This is a genomic window from Streptococcus sp. 79 (assembly GCF_013277425.1).
In the GTDB taxonomy this organism is placed as follows: domain Bacteria; phylum Bacillota; class Bacilli; order Lactobacillales; family Streptococcaceae; genus Streptococcus; species Streptococcus pseudopneumoniae.
Map to the genome: position 1 here is coordinate 1 of NZ_VMMW01000047.1, position 17,999 is coordinate 17,999.

The 17,999-nt window shown below is 40.4% G+C and carries 14 protein-coding genes and 1 pseudogene; 6 read left to right on the forward strand and 9 right to left on the reverse strand.

What is annotated here, in order from left to right; genetic code table 11:
- Window positions 1-169: 169 nt before the first annotated feature.
- The 3 genes from tacF to HT729_RS07745 are packed head-to-tail and all read left to right on the forward strand — an operon-like array spanning window position 170 to window position 3,281.
- Window positions 170-1,657, forward strand: a complete 1,488-nt coding sequence (tacF, locus tag HT729_RS07735; RefSeq protein WP_000835909.1) for a type IV teichoic acid flippase TacF — start codon at window positions 170-172, stop codon at window positions 1,655-1,657.
- Between the two features lie 9 nt (window positions 1,658-1,666).
- Window positions 1,667-2,470 (forward strand): phosphorylcholine transferase LicD, encoded by an 804-nt coding sequence (locus HT729_RS07740; protein WP_000811884.1) that lies wholly within the window; start codon window positions 1,667-1,669, stop codon window positions 2,468-2,470.
- A gap of 1 nt (window position 2,471) precedes the next feature.
- Window positions 2,472-3,281, forward strand: a complete 810-nt coding sequence (locus HT729_RS07745; RefSeq protein WP_050110509.1) for a phosphorylcholine transferase LicD — start codon at window positions 2,472-2,474, stop codon at window positions 3,279-3,281.
- A 271-nt stretch (window positions 3,282-3,552) separates the two neighbouring features.
- On the opposite strand, the gene carB is transcribed toward HT729_RS07745, so the two are convergent.
- The 6 genes from carB to HT729_RS07775 all read right to left on the reverse strand — a co-directional run bounded on the left by carB (window position 3,553) and on the right by HT729_RS07775 (window position 11,040).
- Window positions 3,553-6,729, reverse strand: coding sequence for a carbamoyl-phosphate synthase large subunit (carB, locus tag HT729_RS07750; protein ID WP_050110506.1), 3,177 nt, complete (start codon window positions 6,727-6,729; stop codon window positions 3,553-3,555).
- Window positions 6,730-7,065: 336 nt separating this feature from the next.
- Window positions 7,066-8,145, reverse strand: coding sequence for a carbamoyl phosphate synthase small subunit (locus HT729_RS07755; RefSeq protein ID WP_050110504.1), 1,080 nt, complete (start codon window positions 8,143-8,145; stop codon window positions 7,066-7,068).
- Window positions 8,146-8,194: 49 nt separating this feature from the next.
- Window positions 8,195-9,118 carry an aspartate carbamoyltransferase catalytic subunit gene (locus HT729_RS07760; RefSeq protein WP_050110502.1) on the reverse strand — a complete coding sequence of 308 codons (924 nt, stop codon included), beginning with the start codon at window positions 9,116-9,118 and terminating at the stop codon, window positions 8,195-8,197.
- Between the two features lie 18 nt (window positions 9,119-9,136).
- Window positions 9,137-9,658, reverse strand: a complete 522-nt coding sequence (gene pyrR / locus HT729_RS07765) for a bifunctional pyr operon transcriptional regulator/uracil phosphoribosyltransferase PyrR (protein WP_000850023.1) — start codon at window positions 9,656-9,658, stop codon at window positions 9,137-9,139.
- A gap of 210 nt (window positions 9,659-9,868) precedes the next feature.
- The gene (gene nth / locus HT729_RS07770; RefSeq protein WP_000244443.1) at window positions 9,869-10,498 is read right to left on the reverse strand and encodes an endonuclease III; all 630 of its coding nucleotides are present in this window, start codon (window positions 10,496-10,498) and stop codon (window positions 9,869-9,871) included.
- A complete protein-coding gene (locus tag HT729_RS07775) occupies window positions 10,498-11,040 on the reverse strand; it encodes a DUF177 domain-containing protein (protein ID WP_172931865.1) in 543 nt (180 codons plus the stop codon). Before HT729_RS07775 ends, nth begins: the two co-directional genes overlap by 1 nt.
- A 626-nt stretch (window positions 11,041-11,666) precedes the next feature.
- On the opposite strand from HT729_RS07775, the gene HT729_RS07780 reads away from it, so the two are divergent.
- Entirely contained in the window at window positions 11,667-13,193 is a 1,527-nt protein-coding gene (locus HT729_RS07780) for an ATP-binding cassette domain-containing protein (protein WP_172931866.1), read from the forward strand.
- 147 nt (window positions 13,194-13,340) lie between these two features.
- Here the strand turns inward: HT729_RS07780 and htpX are convergent, their stop codons facing one another.
- Together htpX and HT729_RS07790 are read right to left on the reverse strand one after the other, a co-directional pair.
- Entirely contained in the window at window positions 13,341-14,240 is a 900-nt protein-coding gene (gene htpX, locus HT729_RS07785) for a zinc metalloprotease HtpX (RefSeq protein WP_023934415.1), read from the reverse strand.
- 1 nt (window position 14,241) lies between these two features.
- A complete protein-coding gene (locus HT729_RS07790; protein WP_172931867.1) occupies window positions 14,242-14,802 on the reverse strand; it encodes a LemA family protein in 561 nt (186 codons plus the stop codon).
- 93 nt (window positions 14,803-14,895) lie between these two features.
- Here HT729_RS07790 and rsmG point away from each other — a divergent pair, with 93 nt between their 5' ends.
- Both rsmG and HT729_RS07800 read left to right on the forward strand, forming a co-directional pair.
- Entirely contained in the window at window positions 14,896-15,609 is a 714-nt protein-coding gene (gene rsmG / locus HT729_RS07795; RefSeq protein ID WP_023936541.1) for a 16S rRNA (guanine(527)-N(7))-methyltransferase RsmG, read from the forward strand.
- Window positions 15,610-15,960: 351 nt separating this feature from the next.
- A complete protein-coding gene (locus HT729_RS07800; RefSeq protein ID WP_050208611.1) occupies window positions 15,961-17,244 on the forward strand; it encodes a solute carrier family 23 protein in 1,284 nt (427 codons plus the stop codon).
- A 417-nt stretch (window positions 17,245-17,661) separates the two neighbouring features.
- On the opposite strand, the pseudogene HT729_RS07805 reads toward HT729_RS07800, so the two are convergent.
- Window positions 17,662-17,999: pseudogene (locus HT729_RS07805) on the reverse strand (IS630 family transposase); the annotation flags it as partial.

The following is a 17,999-nucleotide window of genomic DNA, read 5'->3' on the forward strand; positions in this document are numbered from 1 at the left end:
ACTGGCTTGAAGCCATAATCAAAAAGCAAACTAGGAAGCTAGCCGTAAGCTGTACTTGAGTACGGTAAGGCGACGCTGACGTGGTTTGAATTTGATTTTCGAAGAGTATTACTGCCCTTCATTTCTTATTAGCTGACTTTATGATATAATGAAAAACGAGGTAAATTGAATGAAAAGTATAAAATTAAATGCTCTATCTTACATGGGAATTCGTGTCTTGAATATTATTTTTCCCATCTTAACTGGAACCTACGTCGCGCGTGTCTTGGACCGAACTGACTATGGTTACTTCAACTCAGTCGACACTATTTTGTCATTTTTCTTACCCTTTGCGACTTATGGGGTCTATAACTACGGTTTACGAGCCATCAGTAATGTCAAGGATAACAAAAAAGATCTGAATAGAACCTTCTCCAGTCTTTTTTATTTGTGCATAGCTTGTACAATTTTGACCACTGCGGTCTATATCCTAGCCTATCCTCTCTTCTTTACAGATAATCCAATCGTCAAAAAGGTCTACCTTGTTATGGGGATTCAACTCATTGCCCAGATTTTTTCAATCGAATGGGTCAATGAAGCTCTGGAAAATTATAGTTTTCTCTTTTACAAAACTGCCTTCATCCGTATCCTGATGCTGGTCTCTATTTTCCTGTTTGTCAAAAATGAACACGATATTGTTGTCTATACACTTGTGATGAGTTTATCGACACTGATTAACTATCTGATTAGTTATTTTTGGATTAAAAGAGACATTAAGCTTGTTAAAATTCACATCAGTGATTTTAAACCGCTCTTTCTCCCTCTGACAGCCATGTTGGTCTTTGCTAATGCCAATATGCTCTTCACTTTTTTGGATCGTCTCTTCCTCGTTAAAACAGGGATTGATGTCAACGTTAGTTACTACACCATAGCTCAACGAATTGTGACCGTTATTGCTGGTGTTGTAACAGGAGCTATCGGAGTGAGTGTGCCTCGTCTTAGTTACTATCTAGGAAAAGGCGATAAGGAAGCCTATGTTTCTCTGGTTAATAGAGGTAGTCGAATCTTTAACTTCTTTATCATTCCACTGAGCTTTGGACTCATGGTTTTAGGACCAAATGCCATCCTACTTTACGGTAGTGAAAAATATATCGGAGGTGGCATCTTGACCTCTCTCTTCGCTTTTCGTACGATTATCCTGGCCTTAGATACCATTCTTGGTTCCCAAATTCTCTTTACCAATGGCTATGAAAAACGTATCACAGTCTATACAGTCTTTGCTGGGCTACTCAATTTGGGCTTAAATAGTCTCCTCTTTTTCAACCATATCGTGGCTCCTGAATACTACTTACTGACAACTATGTTATCAGAGGCCTCTCTACTTGTTTTCTATATCATTTTCATCCATAGAAAACAACTTATTCACTTGGGACATATCTTTAGCTATACTGTTCGATACTCTCTCTTTTCACTTTCTTTCGTAGGAATTTATTTCCTGATCAATTTCTTGTATCCTGTGGATATGGTCATTAATTTGCCATTTTTGATGAATACTGGTTTGATTGTCTTGCTATCAGCTATCTCTTATATTGGTCTACTTGTCTTCACAAAAGATAGCATTTTCTATGAATTTTTAAACCATGTCCTAGCCTTAAAAAATAAATTCAAAAGATCATAGGAGTTTAAAATGAAACAACTAACCATTGAAGATGCCAAACAAATTGAATTAGAAATTTTGGATTATATTGATACTCTCTGTAAAAAGCACAATATCAACTATATTATTAACTACGGTACTCTGATTGGGGCGGTTCGACATCAAGGCTTTATTCCTTGGGACGACGATATTGATCTGTCCATGCCTAGAGAAGACTACCAACGATTTATTAACATTTTTCAAAAGGAAAAAAGCAAGTATAAGCTCCTTTCCTTAGAAACTGATAAGAACTACTTTAACAACTTTATCAAGATAACCGACAGTACGACTAAAATTATTGATACTCGAAATACAAAAACCTATGAGTCTGGTATCTTTATCGATATTTTCCCTATAGATCGCTTTGATGATCCTAAGGTCATTGATACTTGTTATAAACTGGAAAGCTTCAAACTGCTGTCTTTCAGTAAACATAAAAATATTGTCTATAAGGATAGCCTTTTAAAAGATTGGATACGAACAGCCTTTTGGTTGCTCCTTCGACCGGTTTCTCCTCGTTATTTCGCACATAAAATCGAGAAAGAAATTCAAAAATATAGTCGTGAAAATGGTCAGTATATGGCTTTTATCCCTTCTAAATTTAAGGAAAAGGAAGTCTTCCCAAGTGGTACCTTCGATAAAATAATTGATTTACCCTTTGAAAATTTAAGCCTTCCAGCACCTGAAAAATTTGATACTATTTTGACACAATTTTATGGAGATTATATGACCCTACCACCAGCAGAAAAACGCTTCTACAGTCATGAATTTCACGCTTATAAATTGGAGGATTAGGATGCAATATTTAGAAAAAAAAGAAATTAAAGAAATTCAACTAGCTCTGCTAGACTATATTGATGAGACTTGTAAGAAACATGATATTCCTTATTTTCTCAGTTATGGAACCATGCTTGGAGCCATCCGCCACAAAGGTATGATTCCTTGGGATGATGATATTGATATTTCCCTTTATCGTGAGGATTATGAGCGTTTACTGAAGATTATTGAAGAAGAAAATCACCCTCGCTACAAGGTTCTTTCCTACGATACATCTTCTTGGTACTTCCATAATTTCGCATCGATTTTGGACACTTCTACTGTTATAGAAGACCATGTTAAGTACAAGCGTCATGATACCAGCCTTTTCATCGATGTCTTCCCAATTGATCGATTTACAGACTTGAGCATTGTCGACAAGAGCTATAAGTATGTGGCTCTTCGTCAACTAGCTTATATCAAAAAATCACGCGCAGTTCACGGTGATAGCAAATTAAAAGATTTTCTAAGATTATGTAGCTGGTACGCCCTCAGATTTGTCAATCCCCGTTACTTTTACAAGAAAATTGATCAGCTAGTCAAAAATGCTACAACCAACTCTCCTCAATATGAAGGAGGAATTGGGATCGGTAAGGAAGGGATGAAAGAAATCTTCCCAGTTGATACCTTTAAAGAACTGATTTTGACTGAGTTTGAAGGTCGTATGTTGCCTGTGCCAAAAAAATATGACCAATTTTTAACCCAGATGTATGGGGATTATATGACACCACCATCAAAAGAAATGCAAGAATGGTATAGTCATAGCATTAAAGCTTATCGTAAAAACTGATTGAGGGCGACCATACAAACTACTAAGATAGAGGTTATTCAAAAACATAATTTTAGTAGAAAATGAAGTAAATATTCCTACAATAAAACGCATAATATCAAGGTTTTCAACACCTGATATTATGCGTTTTATAATTTTAAAGACTTTTTTCTATAGTAGATTGAAATAAGATACGAACAAATCAATTAGAAAATTCAAATTAATTTCTAGAAATATTTTAGTATTCCTGTGTACTGTTCTAAATTCAGTCTGCTATATCTTATTTTTCTATTTAAATCGCTTCTGTAACAAAGCTACGACTTTCAAGTACCTTAAGCATGGCATTAGCTGTATCTAGCGCTGTGAAGAGGGGCACCCCGTGTTCAATGGCTGAACGGCGGATTTGCTCACCATCTTCGTCAGCAGTTCGTTTTGTTCCAACTGTGTTAATGATAGCTTGAATTCTTCCTTTACGAACAAAGTTTGGAATATCCTTATCGTCATCACCAATCTTACCAACAGGCTGAGCATGTAATCCATGACTGGCAAAGAAGGCTGCTGTCCCTTCTGTCGCGAGGATTCCATAGCCAATATTTTGAAAACGACGAGCCAAGTCCAAGGCTTCTTCTTTGGCATCATCAGCGATGGTAAATACAACATTTCCAAAGGTTGGCAAGTGGAGGTAAGAAGCTTCAAAAGCTTTATAGAGAGCTTTTTCCAAAGTAGTATCAGAACCCATAACTTCCCCTGTTGACTTCATTTCAGGACCAAGTAAGCTGTCTACCTTAGCTAGTTTGGTAAAGGAGAAGACAGGTGCCTTGATATGAACGCGAGTGCTTTCAGGGTAAAGTCCATCTTGGTAGCCAAGTTCTTCAAGGTTTTGACCAAGAATGAGCTTGGTCGCTACTTGAGCCATAGGAATATTAGTTACCTTAGAAAGGAATGGAACGGTACGGCTGGCACGTGGATTGACCTCAATAACGTAGACTTTTTCATCCTTGATAACAAACTGAATGTTCATCATTCCAAGACAGTTGAGGCCGATTGCTAGGCGTTTGGTGTAGTCTGCGATGGTTTCCTGCACCTTTTGAGACAAGGTTTGCGGAGGGTAAACAGCCATTGAGTCACCTGAGTGGACACCAGCACGTTCGATATGCTCCATGATACCTGGGATAAGGACATTTTCACCATCTGAAATGGCATCAACTTCGCACTCCTGACCAACGATATAAGAATCGACAAGAACTGGGTGGTCTGGACTAGCCTTAACCGCTGTACGCATGTAAGAACGAAGATCTTCTTCATTTTCTACGATTTCCATGGCGCGTCCACCAAGTACATAAGATGGGCGAACAAGGACTGGGAAACCAATCTTACGTGCTGCAAGAACTGCTTCTTCTTCATTGGTAGCCGTTTGTCCTGGTGGCTGTGGAATGTCCAATTCTTTGAGAGCTTGCTCGAAGAGGTCACGGTCTTCAGCACGGTCTAGGTCAGCGACCTGTGTACCAAGGATGGTCACACCTGCTTTTGCCAATGGCTCCGCAAGGTTGATAGCTGTTTGACCACCGAACTGAACGATAACCCCTTTTGGTTGCTCCAAGTCGATGACATTCATAACATCTTCGAATGTCAATGGCTCAAAGTAAAGCTTGTCTGATACCGAGAAGTCTGTTGAAACAGTCTCTGGATTTGAGTTCATGATGATAGCTTCATAACCAGCTGCCTGGATAGCCTTAACTGAGTGAACCGTTGCATAGTCAAATTCGACCCCTTGACCGATACGGATTGGACCAGAACCTAGGACAAGTACAGATTCTTTATCAGACTTGATAGACTCATTTTCCCAACCATAGGTTGAATAGAAGTATGGTGTTTCAGAGTCAAATTCTGCCGCACAAGTATCTACCATCTTGTAGACTGGGACAATCTTGTTTTCCAAACGAAGCTGACGGACTTGGTCTGCAGTCGTTTCCCATAGTTCAGCAATCTTACGGTCTGAGAAACCATTGAGTTTGGCAGTTTTCAAAACATCTAGATCTTGTGGCTGGGCACCCAATTCTTGCTCAATTTCAAAGATATGCAAGAGTTTATCAAGATAGAATATATCAATCTTAGTCAATTCAGCAATTTCTTCTGGTGTGTAGCCACGGCGAATGACTTCTGATACGTAGAAGAGGCGGTCATCTTGTGCTTTGACTACTTTTTCAATCAAGGAATCATCAGAAACTGCTGCAAGTTCAGGCATTTCATTGTGGTGCACCCCAATTTCAAGGGAGCGACAAGCTTTAAGGAGAGATTCTTCGATGTTACGACCAATCGCCATTACTTCCCCAGTCGCCTTCATCTGGGTACCAAGACGGCGTTCACCCTTTTCAAACTTGTCAAATGGGAAACGAGGAATCTTGGCAACCACGTAGTCAAGGGCTGGTTCAAACATGGCATAGGTTGAACCTGTAACTGGGTTGATGACCTCATCCAAGGTCAAACCTACTGCAATCTTAGCAGCCAATTTTGCAATCGGATACCCTGTCGCCTTAGATGCTAGGGCTGAAGAACGCGACACACGAGGGTTTACTTCGATGACATAATACTTGAAACTGTGTGGATCAAGGGCCAGCTGAACGTTACATCCCCCTTCAATCTTAAGGGCACGAATGATGCTCAAGCTCGCGTCACGTAGCATTTGGTTTTCATAGTCTGACATGGTTTGCGCAGGAGCAAATACAATGGAATCTCCTGTGTGAATTCCGACTGGGTCAAAGTTTTCCATGTTACAAACAACCAAAGCATTGTCAGCTGAGTCACGCATCACTTCGTATTCGATTTCCTTGAAACCTGCAATCGAACGCTCAATCAAACATTGGGTCACAGGTGATAATTTCAAACCATTTTCAGCGATTTCACGCAATTCTTCCTCGTTGGCACACATACCACCACCAGTACCACCAAGGGTAAAGGCTGGACGAACGATAACTGGGTAACCAATTGTCGCTGCAAAGGCAACAGCTTCTTCGACTGTGTTGACAATTTCAGATTCTGGAATTGGTTGGTTGAGCTCTTCCATCAATTGTTTAAAGAGGTCACGGTCCTCCGCTTGATCAATGGCAGATAGTTTAGTACCCAGAAGTTCAACACCAAGCTCATCTAGGATACCATTTTTAGACAATTCCATGGCCATATTAAGCCCTGTTTGACCACCGAGTGTTGGTAGCAAGGCATCTGGACGCTCCTTACGAAGAATACGTGTCACAAACTCAAGTGTAATCGGTTCAATATAAACCTTGTCCGCAATCTCCTTGTCCGTCATGATGGTTGCAGGGTTTGAATTAACCAAAACCACCTCATAACCTTCCTCTTTCAAAGACAAGCAAGCCTGGGTCCCAGCGTAGTCAAACTCAGCAGCCTGACCAATAATAATCGGACCAGAACCAATCACCATAATTTTTTGAATATCAGTACGTTTAGGCATAGTTTATGATACAAAGCCCGTAAAGAACACAGTGAAAATAGGAAACTCGGTGCAGACGCCTTCAGCGTCAAGACGATGTTTATCTTTTTCACACAGTTCTTAGGGCGTGTTCACTTCCGCGAACAATGTATCTTCTCCTTTCTATTCGTCGCCTCACTGAGCGACATTAAATAAATTCTCCGACGATTTTTTAGCGAAACGATATTTTTCGGTAAAAAATCTAGTGCAGGGAGTTTTTAGTTCGCCTGATAGCGACTAAAAGAAACGACCTGCCTTTCTATTCGTCGCCTCTCAGGGCGACATTAAATAAATTCTCCGACGAGCTTTTACTCGTTCTTAGTTTGATTGTTTAAAAGCTTCCATCATCTCGATAAACTCGTCGAATAGGTAGCTTGCGTCGTGTGGACCAGGAGCTGCATCTGGATGGTATTGGACAGAGAAAGCAGGTTGGTATCTGTGACGCACACCTTCAACTGACTTGTCATTGATTTCTTCGTGGGTGATAATCAAGTGTTCTGGCAAATCCTCACGGCTAACTGCATAGCCATGGTTTTGACTTGTAAAATCCACACGTCCTGTAGCAATTTCACGTACCGCATGGTTGAATCCACGGTGACCAAACTTCATCTTGTAAGTCTTAGCCCCGTTTGCCATAGCAAAGAGTTGGTGCCCCATACAAATACCAAAAATTGGAATTTTTCCTTGTACACCACGAATCATATCCAGTGCTTGGGGAACATCTTCTGGATTTCCCGGTCCATTTGACAACATAACTCCGTCAGGGTTGAGATGGAGAATTTCTTCAGCCGTTGTTGAATAAGGAACGACTGTCACGTTACAGTTGCGCTTAGAGAGTTCACGTAAGATTGAGTGCTTGAGACCAAAGTCCACTAGCACTACGCTCAAACCAACTCCTGGAGCTGGATACGAAGTTTTAGTAGAAACCTGCTTGATATTGTCTGTCGGCAAGACTGTTGCTTGGAGCTGGTCCGTCACATGGTCCATACTGTCCCCAACATGGGTCAAGGTTGCACGCATCGTACCATGCTTACGGATAATCTTGGTAAGAGCACGTGTATCAATCTCTGAAATACCCGGAATTTTCTTGGCTTTCAAAAATTCATCCAAGGTCATTTGGTTGCGCCAGTTACTAGCTCTACGTGCTTCTTCGAAAACAACAACTCCCTTACAAGTTGGAATAATGGATTCGTAATCATCACGGTTAATTCCATAATTTCCCACCAAAGGATAAGTAAAGGTCAAGATTTGTCCATTATAAGACTGGTCTGTAATGGATTCTTGGTAGCCAGTCATCCCTGTATTAAAGACAATTTCACCTGTTACATCAATATCTGCTCCGAAGGCCTTGCCTTCAAAAACTGTGCCATCTTCTAATACTAGAAGTCTTTTTGTCATATTTTCACCTCTCGTGGACGCTCACTGGCGTCTTTTAACGTCTTGTGTTTTAGTTGGCGTTTCTACTCGCCAGTACGGATTCTAAGACTGCCATTCGAACAAAGACACCATTGGTCATTTGTTGGACAATCCGTGATTTTGGTGCTTCAACCAAGTGATCTGCGATTTCCACATCGCGATTGACTGGAGCTGGATGCATAAGAATTGCTGTTTCTTTCAAACGGTCATAACGTTCTTGAGTCAAGCCATGTTGGGCATGGTAGTCTTCTTTTGAAAAGACTGCTCCGCTATCATGGCGTTCATGTTGCACACGGAGAAACATCATGACATCCACCTGATCAATGATTTCATCAATGGTTACAAACTGTCCATAGTCTGCAAACTCTTGACTTCTCCATTCCTCAGGTCCAGCAAAATAAAGTTCTGCACCTAAGCGTTTCAAAATCTGCATATTGGATTTGGCAACGCGGGAGTGGTCCAAGTCACCTGCAATCGCAACCTTGAGACCCTCAAAATGACCAAATTCCTCATAAATAGTCATCAAATCCAGCAAGCTCTGGCTAGGATGTTGTCCCGAACCATCTCCACCATTGATGATGGAAGTCGTAATCGTGGGACTAGCAATTAACTCTCTGTAGTAGTCAACCTCAGGGTGGCGAATCACACAGACATCCACTCCTAAAGCAGACAGAGTCAAAATGGTATCATAAAGTGTCTCACCCTTATTGACTGAACTAGTCTTCACATCAAAGTCAAGTCGTTCCAGCCCCAGTTTAATCTCTGCCACTTCAAAGGACTTATGCGTCCGTGTAGAATCCTCAAAGAAAAGATTGGAAACAATCGGGTGGTTTTCATAAGGAAGCTGAGCTCCGTTTTTAAACTCAATCCCTCGTTTGATCAATTTCATCACTTGATCGACAGTGAGGTCTTCCATGGACACCACATGGTTCAATGCTTGTTGATTTTCTGACATGGCCACTCCTTTAGCTTTCTAAGCTTCTTCAGTAATCAGAACTCTGTCTTGACCATCAAGTTCTGCCATCTCTACGATGATTTCTTCAGAACGACTGGTTGGGATATTTTTTCCAACGTAATCTGGACGGATTGGCAATTCTCTATGTCCACGATCGACTAGAACTGCTAAACTTACGCGCGCAGGACGACCATGACCTACAATATTATCAATAGCAGCACGGATGGTACGACCTGTATAAAGCACATCGTCCACCAAGATAACTTCGCGGTCTGTCACATCGACAGAAACCAAAGAAGTATCTTCTCCACTTTTAACATCATCACGGAAGGGTTTAGTATCCAATTCCACAACCGGAACTGAAAGGTTTTCTAGTTGCTCCAAACGTTCTTGGATACGATGGGCGATAAAGACACCGCGAGTTTTAATACCAGCCAAGACGATTTTATTCAAATCTTTGTTGCGTTCAATAATCTCATAAGTAATACGCGTAATCGCTCGTTTGACGGTCAATTCGTCTACAACTTCTTTTGTCTTCATGACAAACCTCCAAAAAGAAAAGTCTCCTTAAACAAGGAGACTTGAAATGTATAGCTAAGCAAGCCCTACTGCACACAGTATAGACTTCACCCTTCTACTTTATCGCGCTCCTTGCCTGCCTCACGGGACAAGTTTAAAGGAATATTTAGTTATCAATTACTATAGCACAAAGTAAGCTTAAAATCAAGCAAAAACTTTCGATTTTCCATCTTACAAATTGCTAAAATCATATAACTGTGGGTACTGGTCACACTCTGGATTTTTAGGATGACAAATGGCTCTTCCAAAATAAATCATGGCCTGATGAGCTGCTAACCACTGCTCAGGCGGCAAGATATCCATGACCCGCTTTTCCACCTCAAGTGGTGTCGCTGATTTTTTGACGATATCGTGGTGTTTGCAAATACGCTCCACATGAGTATCCACTGCAAAGGCTGGAATCCCAAATCCTACACTCATAACAACATTGGCTGTCTTGCGACCAACACCTGCCAAACTCTCCAATTCCTCACGTGTTTGAGGGACTTGACCATCAAAATCGTCTAGTAACTGTTGGGCACATTTTTTAAGGAATTTAGCCTTATTTCGATACAGTCCCAGTCGAGAAATGTGTGAAGCAATCTCACTCTCTGTTGCAACAGACATGGCTTGTGGCGTTGGAAAGGCAGCAAAGAGGCCTGGCGTAGCCTTATTTACCGCTGCATCCGTCGTCTGGGCTGACAACATGACCGCAACCAAGAGTTCAAAATGATTAGTGAAATCAAGACTGGGCTTGGCATCTGGAAAAAGAGCAATGATTTCTTCTAGCACCTTTCGTGCTCGTTTTTTTGACAAAACCATTATTCGTCTCCATCAAATAGTCCTTGTAAACCAGCAAAAGGACTGTTTTCTTCTTTCTTAACTGCTTGTTGAGCTTGGTATTCTTCTTCTGTCATGATTTGCCAGTCATTTCCTGAAACAAATCCTTGGCCAGCTTCTTCTTCAGCCGTCAAGACCTTGATAGGAATGTTTAGTAGGATATTGTCTGACACGCTCTCAGCAAGGTCAAGTTCTCCATTTTCGATAGGCAGGACCAAGTCATCGTCTAAAACTTCTTGATTTAGCTGGTTGGTTGCGCCTTCCATGAAAACTTCCGTGACTGGATAAGATTCAACTAACTCAACTGGCTCCATACTACGACTTGAAGCAAGAACAATGGTATAAGATAGTTGATAATCTAAGAAATACATACGGTCTTCGTATTGGACTTTCCCAACCGCAAGGATATCTTTTACATCTAAAATTTCTTGATTACGTGCACGCAGGTCTGCGGCTAAGTCTAAGGTTTGTTCAAAATGCAAGCCTTCAGACTGCTTACGAATTTCTTGAATATTTAATTTCATACTTCCTCCATAAAGATTTACTCTCTTGATTATACCATGAAAAGGCTACAAATCAGCCCACCAAACTTTGTAATTGACATTCGATTTTTTAACATTTTTACTATGACATTTTTGTTTTTTTATTGCTATACTACATCAGAGCAAGGAGGATGCCCCTATGGAAGACAAAGAACTCGGTACTAATGCTTATCACTCGTATTTTAGAGCTTGGAATTTCCAGTTTTCTGTTGACAAAATTTCCTTAAAAGTATAGTATAAAGATACCAATACTCGGAGGTAAGGGAGACATGAACAACTAAGCCTATCAAATAAAAAACCTTTATTTAGTAGATCTTGTTTTTGTCTCTTTTTGTGTACTCTTTTATGCTCTTTTTCTGGCATTTTATACTCAATGAAAATCAAAGAGCAAACTAGGAAGCTAGCCGTAGGTTGCTCAAAACACTGTTTTGAGGTTGTAGATAAGACTGACGAAGTCAGTCACATATATACGGTAAGGCGACGCTGACGTGGTTTGAAGAGATTTTCGAAGAGTATTAATAGAGTTTTTTTGACATAGACTTTGGGCTCTACTAGGTAAAGTAGAGCTTTTTGTTATGTAGTATCAACATTCTAGAAAGGGCAATCATATGATAAAAATCAATCACCTGACCATCACACAAAACAAAGATTTACGAGACCTTGTCTCTGACCTCAGCATGACCATCCAAGACAGGGAAAAGGTCGCTATTATTGGTGAAGAAGGAAATGGCAAATCCACCTTACTTAAAATTTTAATGGGGGAAACTTTGCCTGATTTCACTATCGGGGGAGACATTCAATCTGATTATCAATCAATAGCCTACATTCCTCAAAAACTTCCTGAGGACCTGAAAAATAGAACTCTACACGACTACTTCTTTTTAGATACTATTGATTTAGATTACAGTGTCCTCTATCGTTTAGCTGAGGAATTGCATTTTGATAGCAATCGTTTCGCAAGCGACCAAGAGATTGGTAGTCTATCAGGGGGTGAAGCTTTGAAAATTCAGCTCATCCATGAGTTAGCCAAACCTTTTGAGATTCTATTTTTAGATGAACCTTCAAATGACTTGGATCTTGAGACGGTTGATTGGCTAAAAGGTCAAATGCGCAAGATTCGGCAAACCGTTATTTTCATTTCCCATGATGAGGACTTTCTTTCTGAAACGACAGACACTATTGTTCACTTGCGACTGGTCAAGCACCGTAAAGAAGCAGAAACACTAGTAGAGCATTTAGACTATGATAGTTATAGTGAGCAGAGAAAGGCTAATTTTGCCAGACAAACCCAGCAAGCAGCCAACGACCAAAGAGCCTACGATAAAACCATGGAAAAACATCAACGAGTTAAACAAAATGTAGAAACTGCTCTTCGAGCTACCAAAGACAGTACTGCCGGTCGCCTATTGGCTAAAAAGATGAAAACTGTCCTCTCACAAGAAAAACGCTACGAAAGAGCAGCTCAGGCCATGACCCAAAAGCCACTTGAAGAGGAAGAAATCAGACTTTTCTTCTCAGATATACAGCCATTACCTACTTCTAAAGTCTTAATCCAACTGGAAAAAGAAAATTTATCCATTGGCGAGCGAATTTTGGTGCAAGAACTACAATTAACTGTCCGTGGCCAAGAAAAAATCGGTATTATAGGGCCAAATGGTATTGGAAAATCGACCCTATTAGCCAAGTTACAGCAACTTTTTAATGCTAAAAGAGAGATTTCGCTTGGTTATATGCCACAAGATTACCAGCAAAAACTGCAATTGGATTTATCACCAATAGCCTATCTAAGTAAAACTGGGGAAAAAGAGGAACTACAAAAAATCCAATCTCACTTAGCCAGTCTCAATTTCAGTTATCCAGAAATGCAGCATCAAATTCGCTTCTTATCTGGCGGACAACAAGGAAAACTCCTGCTTTTGGATTTAGTCTTGCGCAAACCAAACTTTCTCCTGCTAGATGAACCCACACGAAACTTTTCTCCAACTTCTCAACCCGAAATTAGAAAACTCTTTGCCACTTATCCTGGTGGTCTCATCACTGTTTCGCATGACCGTTGTTTCTTAAAAGAGATCTGTTCAAGCATCTACCGCTTAACAGAACACGGTTTGGAGGTAGTTAATTTTCAAGATTTATAAATTTTCAACATCGCAAATATGTGGGGCAAAAACACAATTTTAGGAGAAAAAGAAGTAAATCTTCCCATAATAAAACGCATAATATCAAGTTTTCACACCTGATATTATGCGTTTTTCAGATTTTAAAGACTTTTTCCAGCCTTCATTTTACATATGTTTTAAACGTTCAATCCGTTCTGAGATAGGTGGGTGGGTATAAAAGAGTTTTTTGAACCCTCCCCCTTTCTTAGGATCATTGATATAAAGTGCACTGCTAGCATCATCGACGTGGCGACTCATAGGTTTGCTATTGTCCAACTTATCTAGGGCATTAATCATTCCCTGGGGATTGCGAGTCAGCTCGACACTAGATGCATCTGCCAGAAATTCCCTCTGACGAGAAATAGCGAGCTGAACCAAGGTTGCAGCGAGAGGTGCCAGTACAATAGCTAGTAGGGAAACCACTAGCATAATGATTTCAAGACCATTTCCATCTCGGTCATCATCACTTCGTCTGCGACCTGCTCCACCCCACCACATCATACGACCTGCCATACCAGAAAGCATGGTGATAGCACTAGCAAGGGCAACTGCAATAGTCGAAATACGGATATCATAATTACGAATATGACTGACTTCATGTCCCATAACAGCTTCTAGTTCTTCACGATTCATGATAGCTAGTAGACCTGAAGTCGCAGCAACCGCCGCATTTTGAGGGTTAGAACCTGTCGCAAAGGCATTTAAGGCTGGATCATCAATGATGAAAACACGGGGCATAGGAATCTGAGCGACCATAGCCATATCTTCCACTACGTGGTAGAAATCTGGTGCCGTTTGTTCATCAATCTCACGCGCCCCGTTCATGGACATGACAATCTCTGTTGATTGAAAAATCATGGACAAGGCATAGATAAAGCCGATAATCAGTGCGATAACCAAACCACCAATCCCAGACCGCATAAAGAGGTAACCAACCGCATAACCAACAAGAGCTAAGAGTAGGAAAAATACCAGCAATAAAATCCAGGTTTTTCGTTTATTGCTTGCAATTTGATCAAACAGCATCTTAGTCACCTAAACCGCTAAAATCAACCTTAGGAACTGCCTTTTCCTCTTCTGGTGTTTGAAGGAAATCTGCTGCTTTAAATCCAAACATTCCAGCGATAATGTTGCTTGGGAAAGTCTCTAATTTTACATTGTAGTTGCTGACAACACTGTTGTAGAGTTGACGAGAGTAAGAAATTTTATTTTCTGTGTTTGTCAACTCCTCTTGCAATTTAACAAAGTTGGCGCTTGCCTTCAAATCTGGATAGCTTTCTGCAACTGCAAAAATACCTGCAACCTGACGAGTGAGGGCATCACTAGCTTTCATAGCTTCTGCTGGTGAAGTCGCTGCTGCCACTTGGTTACGCAGTTCTGCCACCTTTTCAAGGGTAGAACCTTCATATTTAGCATAACCTTTTACAGTCTCAATCAAGTTTGGCAAGAGGTCATTTCGACGTTTCAACTGAACATCAATCTGGCTCCAAGCCTCCTTTGTTTGCATACGATTTTTAACCAAACCGTTATAGCTAACAATCACAAAAATAACAATAAGAGCTAAAACTCCAAGAATAATCCAAGTCATGATATAAGTCCTTTCTGCTTTTAGATTAGTACCAGTATATCAAATTTTTAATGATTGTGGTAAAATAAGATGATACTAAAGAAGGAAATAACTATGAAACCAGAAACATTTTACAACTTGCTTGCCGAGCAAAATCTTCCACTTTCGGACCAGCAAAAAAAACAATTTGATCGTTATTTTGAACTCTTGGTTGAGTGGAATGAAAAGATTAATTTAACAGCTATTACGGACAAGGAAGAAGTTTATCTCAAACATTTTTACGATTCGATTGCACCCATTCTTCAAGGCTTGATTCCCAATGAAACTATCAAATTGCTTGATATTGGAGCTGGGGCAGGATTTCCTAGTCTGCCGATGAAAATCCTCTATCCTCAGTTAGATGTGACCATCATTGATTCGCTCAATAAACGTATCAACTTCCTGCAACTTTTGGCTCAAGAATTGGATTTGAACGGAGTTCATTTCTACCACGGACGTGCCGAAGATTTTGCCCAAGACAAGAACTTCCGTGCTCAATATGATTTTGTAACAGCTCGTGCGGTTGCCCGCATGCAGGTTTTATCTGAATTGACAATTCCTTACCTTAAAGTTGGCGGAAAACTATTGGCACTCAAGGCCAGCAATGCCCCTGAGGAATTATTAGAAGCTAAGAATGCCCTCAACCTCCTCTTCAGTAAAGTCGAAGACAATCTCAGCTACGCCCTACCAAATGGAGATCCGCGTTATATGACAGTTGTAGAAAAGAAAAAAGAAACGCCAAATAAATATCCACGTAAGGCTGGTATGCCAAATAAACGCCCACTTTAATCTTTTTAGTAAAAAAATATTTACAAAATCAACCTCGCTCTTTTATTTTTAGGCTCGGGAAAAAATGATTTACAAAATCAACCTCGCTCTCTTATTTTTAGGCTCGGGAAAAAATGATTTACAAAATCAACCTCGCTCTCTTATTTTTAGGCTCGGGAAAAAATGATTTACAAAATCATTTTTTTCTGCTATACTATCCTAAGCAAAGGTTTTTAATGTCATCCCGTGAGGTGACGAAGACACAGAAATACTTGAAACTCTTTAAAGTTTAGATTTTAGAGAAGTCTTACTCTGAGGGCCTATTGCTGTAAAATAATGGGCTCTTTTTTGATGCCCAAAAGTGAGGTTTATATGAAACAAGAATCAACTGTTGATTTGTTACTAGACGTTGACCAACGTCCTTCGGCTGGAAAAGGAATTCTCCTTAGCTTCCAACACGTTTTCGCCATGTTTGGTGCGACCATCTTGGTACCCTTGATTTTGGGAATGCCTGTATCTGTTGCCCTTTTTGCTTCAGGTGTTGGAACACTCATCTACATGATTTCAACTGGTTTTAAAGTTCCAGTTTATCTAGGTTCTTCATTTGCTTTTATCACAGCTATGTCACTGGCTATGAAAGAAATGGGTGGGGATGTATCTGCTGCTCAAACAGGGGTTATCTTGACTGGTTTGGTCTATGTCCTTGTTGCTACCAGCATCCGATTTGTAGGAACAAAATGGATTGATAAACTCTTGCCACCAATCATCATCGGACCTATGATCATCGTTATCGGTCTTGGACTTGCAGGTTCAGCTGTTACCAACGCTGGTCTTGTAGCTGATGGGAATTGGAAAAATGCTCTTGTAGCAGTTGTTACTTTCTTGATTGCTGCCTTTATCAATACAAAGGGAAAAGGATTCCTACGAATCATTCCATTTCTCTTTGCCATTATCGGTGGTTACCTCTTCGCACTAACTCTTGGCTTGGTTGACTTTACACCAGTTCTTAAAGCTAACTGGTTTGAAATTCCTGGTTTCTACTTGCCATTTAACACAGGTGGTGCCTTTAAAGAATACAATCTTTACTTTGGTCCAGAAGCCATCGCTATCTTGCCAATCGCTATCGTAACAATTTCTGAACATATCGGAGACCATACTGTTTTGGGTCAAATCTGTGACCGTCAATTCTTAAAAGAACCAGGTCTCCACCGTACTCTTCTTGGTGACGGTATCGCAACTTCTGTTTCTGCCTTCCTTGGTGGACCAGCCAATACAACTTACGGAGAAAATACAGGGGTTATCGGTATGACTCGTATCGCTTCTGTCTCAGTTATCCGTAACGCTGCCTTCATCGCGATTGCCCTCAGCTTCCTTGGTAAATTCACTGCCTTGATTTCAACTATTCCAAACGCTGTACTTGGTGGTATGTCAATCCTTCTCTATGGGGTTATCGCCAGCAATGGTTTGAAAGTCTTGATTAAAGAACGTGTTGATTTCGCTCAAATGCGAAACCTCATCATCGCAAGTGCTATGTTGGTTCTTGGACTTGGAGGAGCTGTCCTTAAACTTGGTCCAGTTACACTTTCAGGTACTGCTCTTTCAGCCATGACAGGAATCATCTTGAACTTGATCTTGCCATACGAAAATAAAGACTAATACTCTTCGAAAATCTCTTCAAACCACGTCAACGTCGACTTGCCGTAGATATATGTAACTGACTTCGTCAGTCTTATCTACAACCTCAAAGCAGTGCTTTGAACAACCTGCGGCTAGTTTCCTAGTTTCCTAGTTTGCTCTTTGATTTTCATTGAGTATAAGAGTCTAAACATATCAAAAAACAAGCATTTCCAATTACGGAAGTGCTCATTTTTTTGATACTTAAAAGTAAGTGTATCCCCCTAACGCTGTCTAATATGTCTCCCCTATATGCATACGCTTCCACTCAGAGAACTCTACCTTGAACAGTTCAGGGGCTTTTTTAGCATTGTTATAAACTATAATATAGTAACCTTCCTTATTCCAAAACTTTCCTAAAATCTCAGCGTCTTCCAGCTCTGCTTCATAATCTAATACTCATCTGCTTTCAAAAAGCATTCTATTCCATCTCCGATTAACGATGGACTTTATCACCTCCTTCTCCAGTCCTTGTATAACATCTTGAAGTTGATTCATGATATCTTCCAATATGGGCATCAACAGCTCCATAACAATAGCAAAATTCTCGTATATGGTGACTATGGACATGTGGACCTACTCCCATTGGAGCCCAACAAGATCCCAGTTTACTGATTCTACCGAAACCAGCCTCATCTTGGTACATCAAGCGAACCTTACGAAAATGCCTACTGGTTTTAAAGCGCTTTCTTGTCTTCTTGAATTGAGATTTTATTTTTAGACGCGACAATGGTTTG

What these genes read in the sequence shown, in the direction of transcription:
- tacF (WP_000835909.1), top strand. Translation starts at nt 170, where the DNA reads ATGAAAAGTATAAAATTAAATGCTCTATCTTACATGGGAATTCGTGTC.
- HT729_RS07740 (WP_000811884.1), top strand. Translation starts at nt 1,667, where the DNA reads ATGAAACAACTAACCATTGAAGATGCCAAACAAATTGAATTAGAAATT.
- HT729_RS07745 (WP_050110509.1), top strand. Translation starts at nt 2,472, where the DNA reads ATGCAATATTTAGAAAAAAAAGAAATTAAAGAAATTCAACTAGCTCTG.
- carB (WP_050110506.1), bottom strand. Translation starts at nt 6,729, where the DNA reads ATGCCTAAACGTACTGATATTCAAAAAATTATGGTGATTGGTTCTGGT.
- HT729_RS07755 (WP_050110504.1), bottom strand. Translation starts at nt 8,145, where the DNA reads ATGACAAAAAGACTTCTAGTATTAGAAGATGGCACAGTTTTTGAAGGC.
- HT729_RS07760 (WP_050110502.1), bottom strand. Translation starts at nt 9,118, where the DNA reads ATGTCAGAAAATCAACAAGCATTGAACCATGTGGTGTCCATGGAAGAC.
- pyrR (WP_000850023.1), bottom strand. Translation starts at nt 9,658, where the DNA reads ATGAAGACAAAAGAAGTTGTAGACGAATTGACCGTCAAACGAGCGATT.
- nth (WP_000244443.1), bottom strand. Translation starts at nt 10,498, where the DNA reads ATGGTTTTGTCAAAAAAACGAGCACGAAAGGTGCTAGAAGAAATCATT.
- HT729_RS07775 (WP_172931865.1), bottom strand. Translation starts at nt 11,040, where the DNA reads ATGAAATTAAATATTCAAGAAATTCGTAAGCAGTCTGAAGGCTTGCAT.
- HT729_RS07780 (WP_172931866.1), top strand. Translation starts at nt 11,667, where the DNA reads ATGATAAAAATCAATCACCTGACCATCACACAAAACAAAGATTTACGA.
- htpX (WP_023934415.1), bottom strand. Translation starts at nt 14,240, where the DNA reads ATGCTGTTTGATCAAATTGCAAGCAATAAACGAAAAACCTGGATTTTA.
- HT729_RS07790 (WP_172931867.1), bottom strand. Translation starts at nt 14,802, where the DNA reads ATGACTTGGATTATTCTTGGAGTTTTAGCTCTTATTGTTATTTTTGTG.
- rsmG (WP_023936541.1), top strand. Translation starts at nt 14,896, where the DNA reads ATGAAACCAGAAACATTTTACAACTTGCTTGCCGAGCAAAATCTTCCA.
- HT729_RS07800 (WP_050208611.1), top strand. Translation starts at nt 15,961, where the DNA reads ATGAAACAAGAATCAACTGTTGATTTGTTACTAGACGTTGACCAACGT.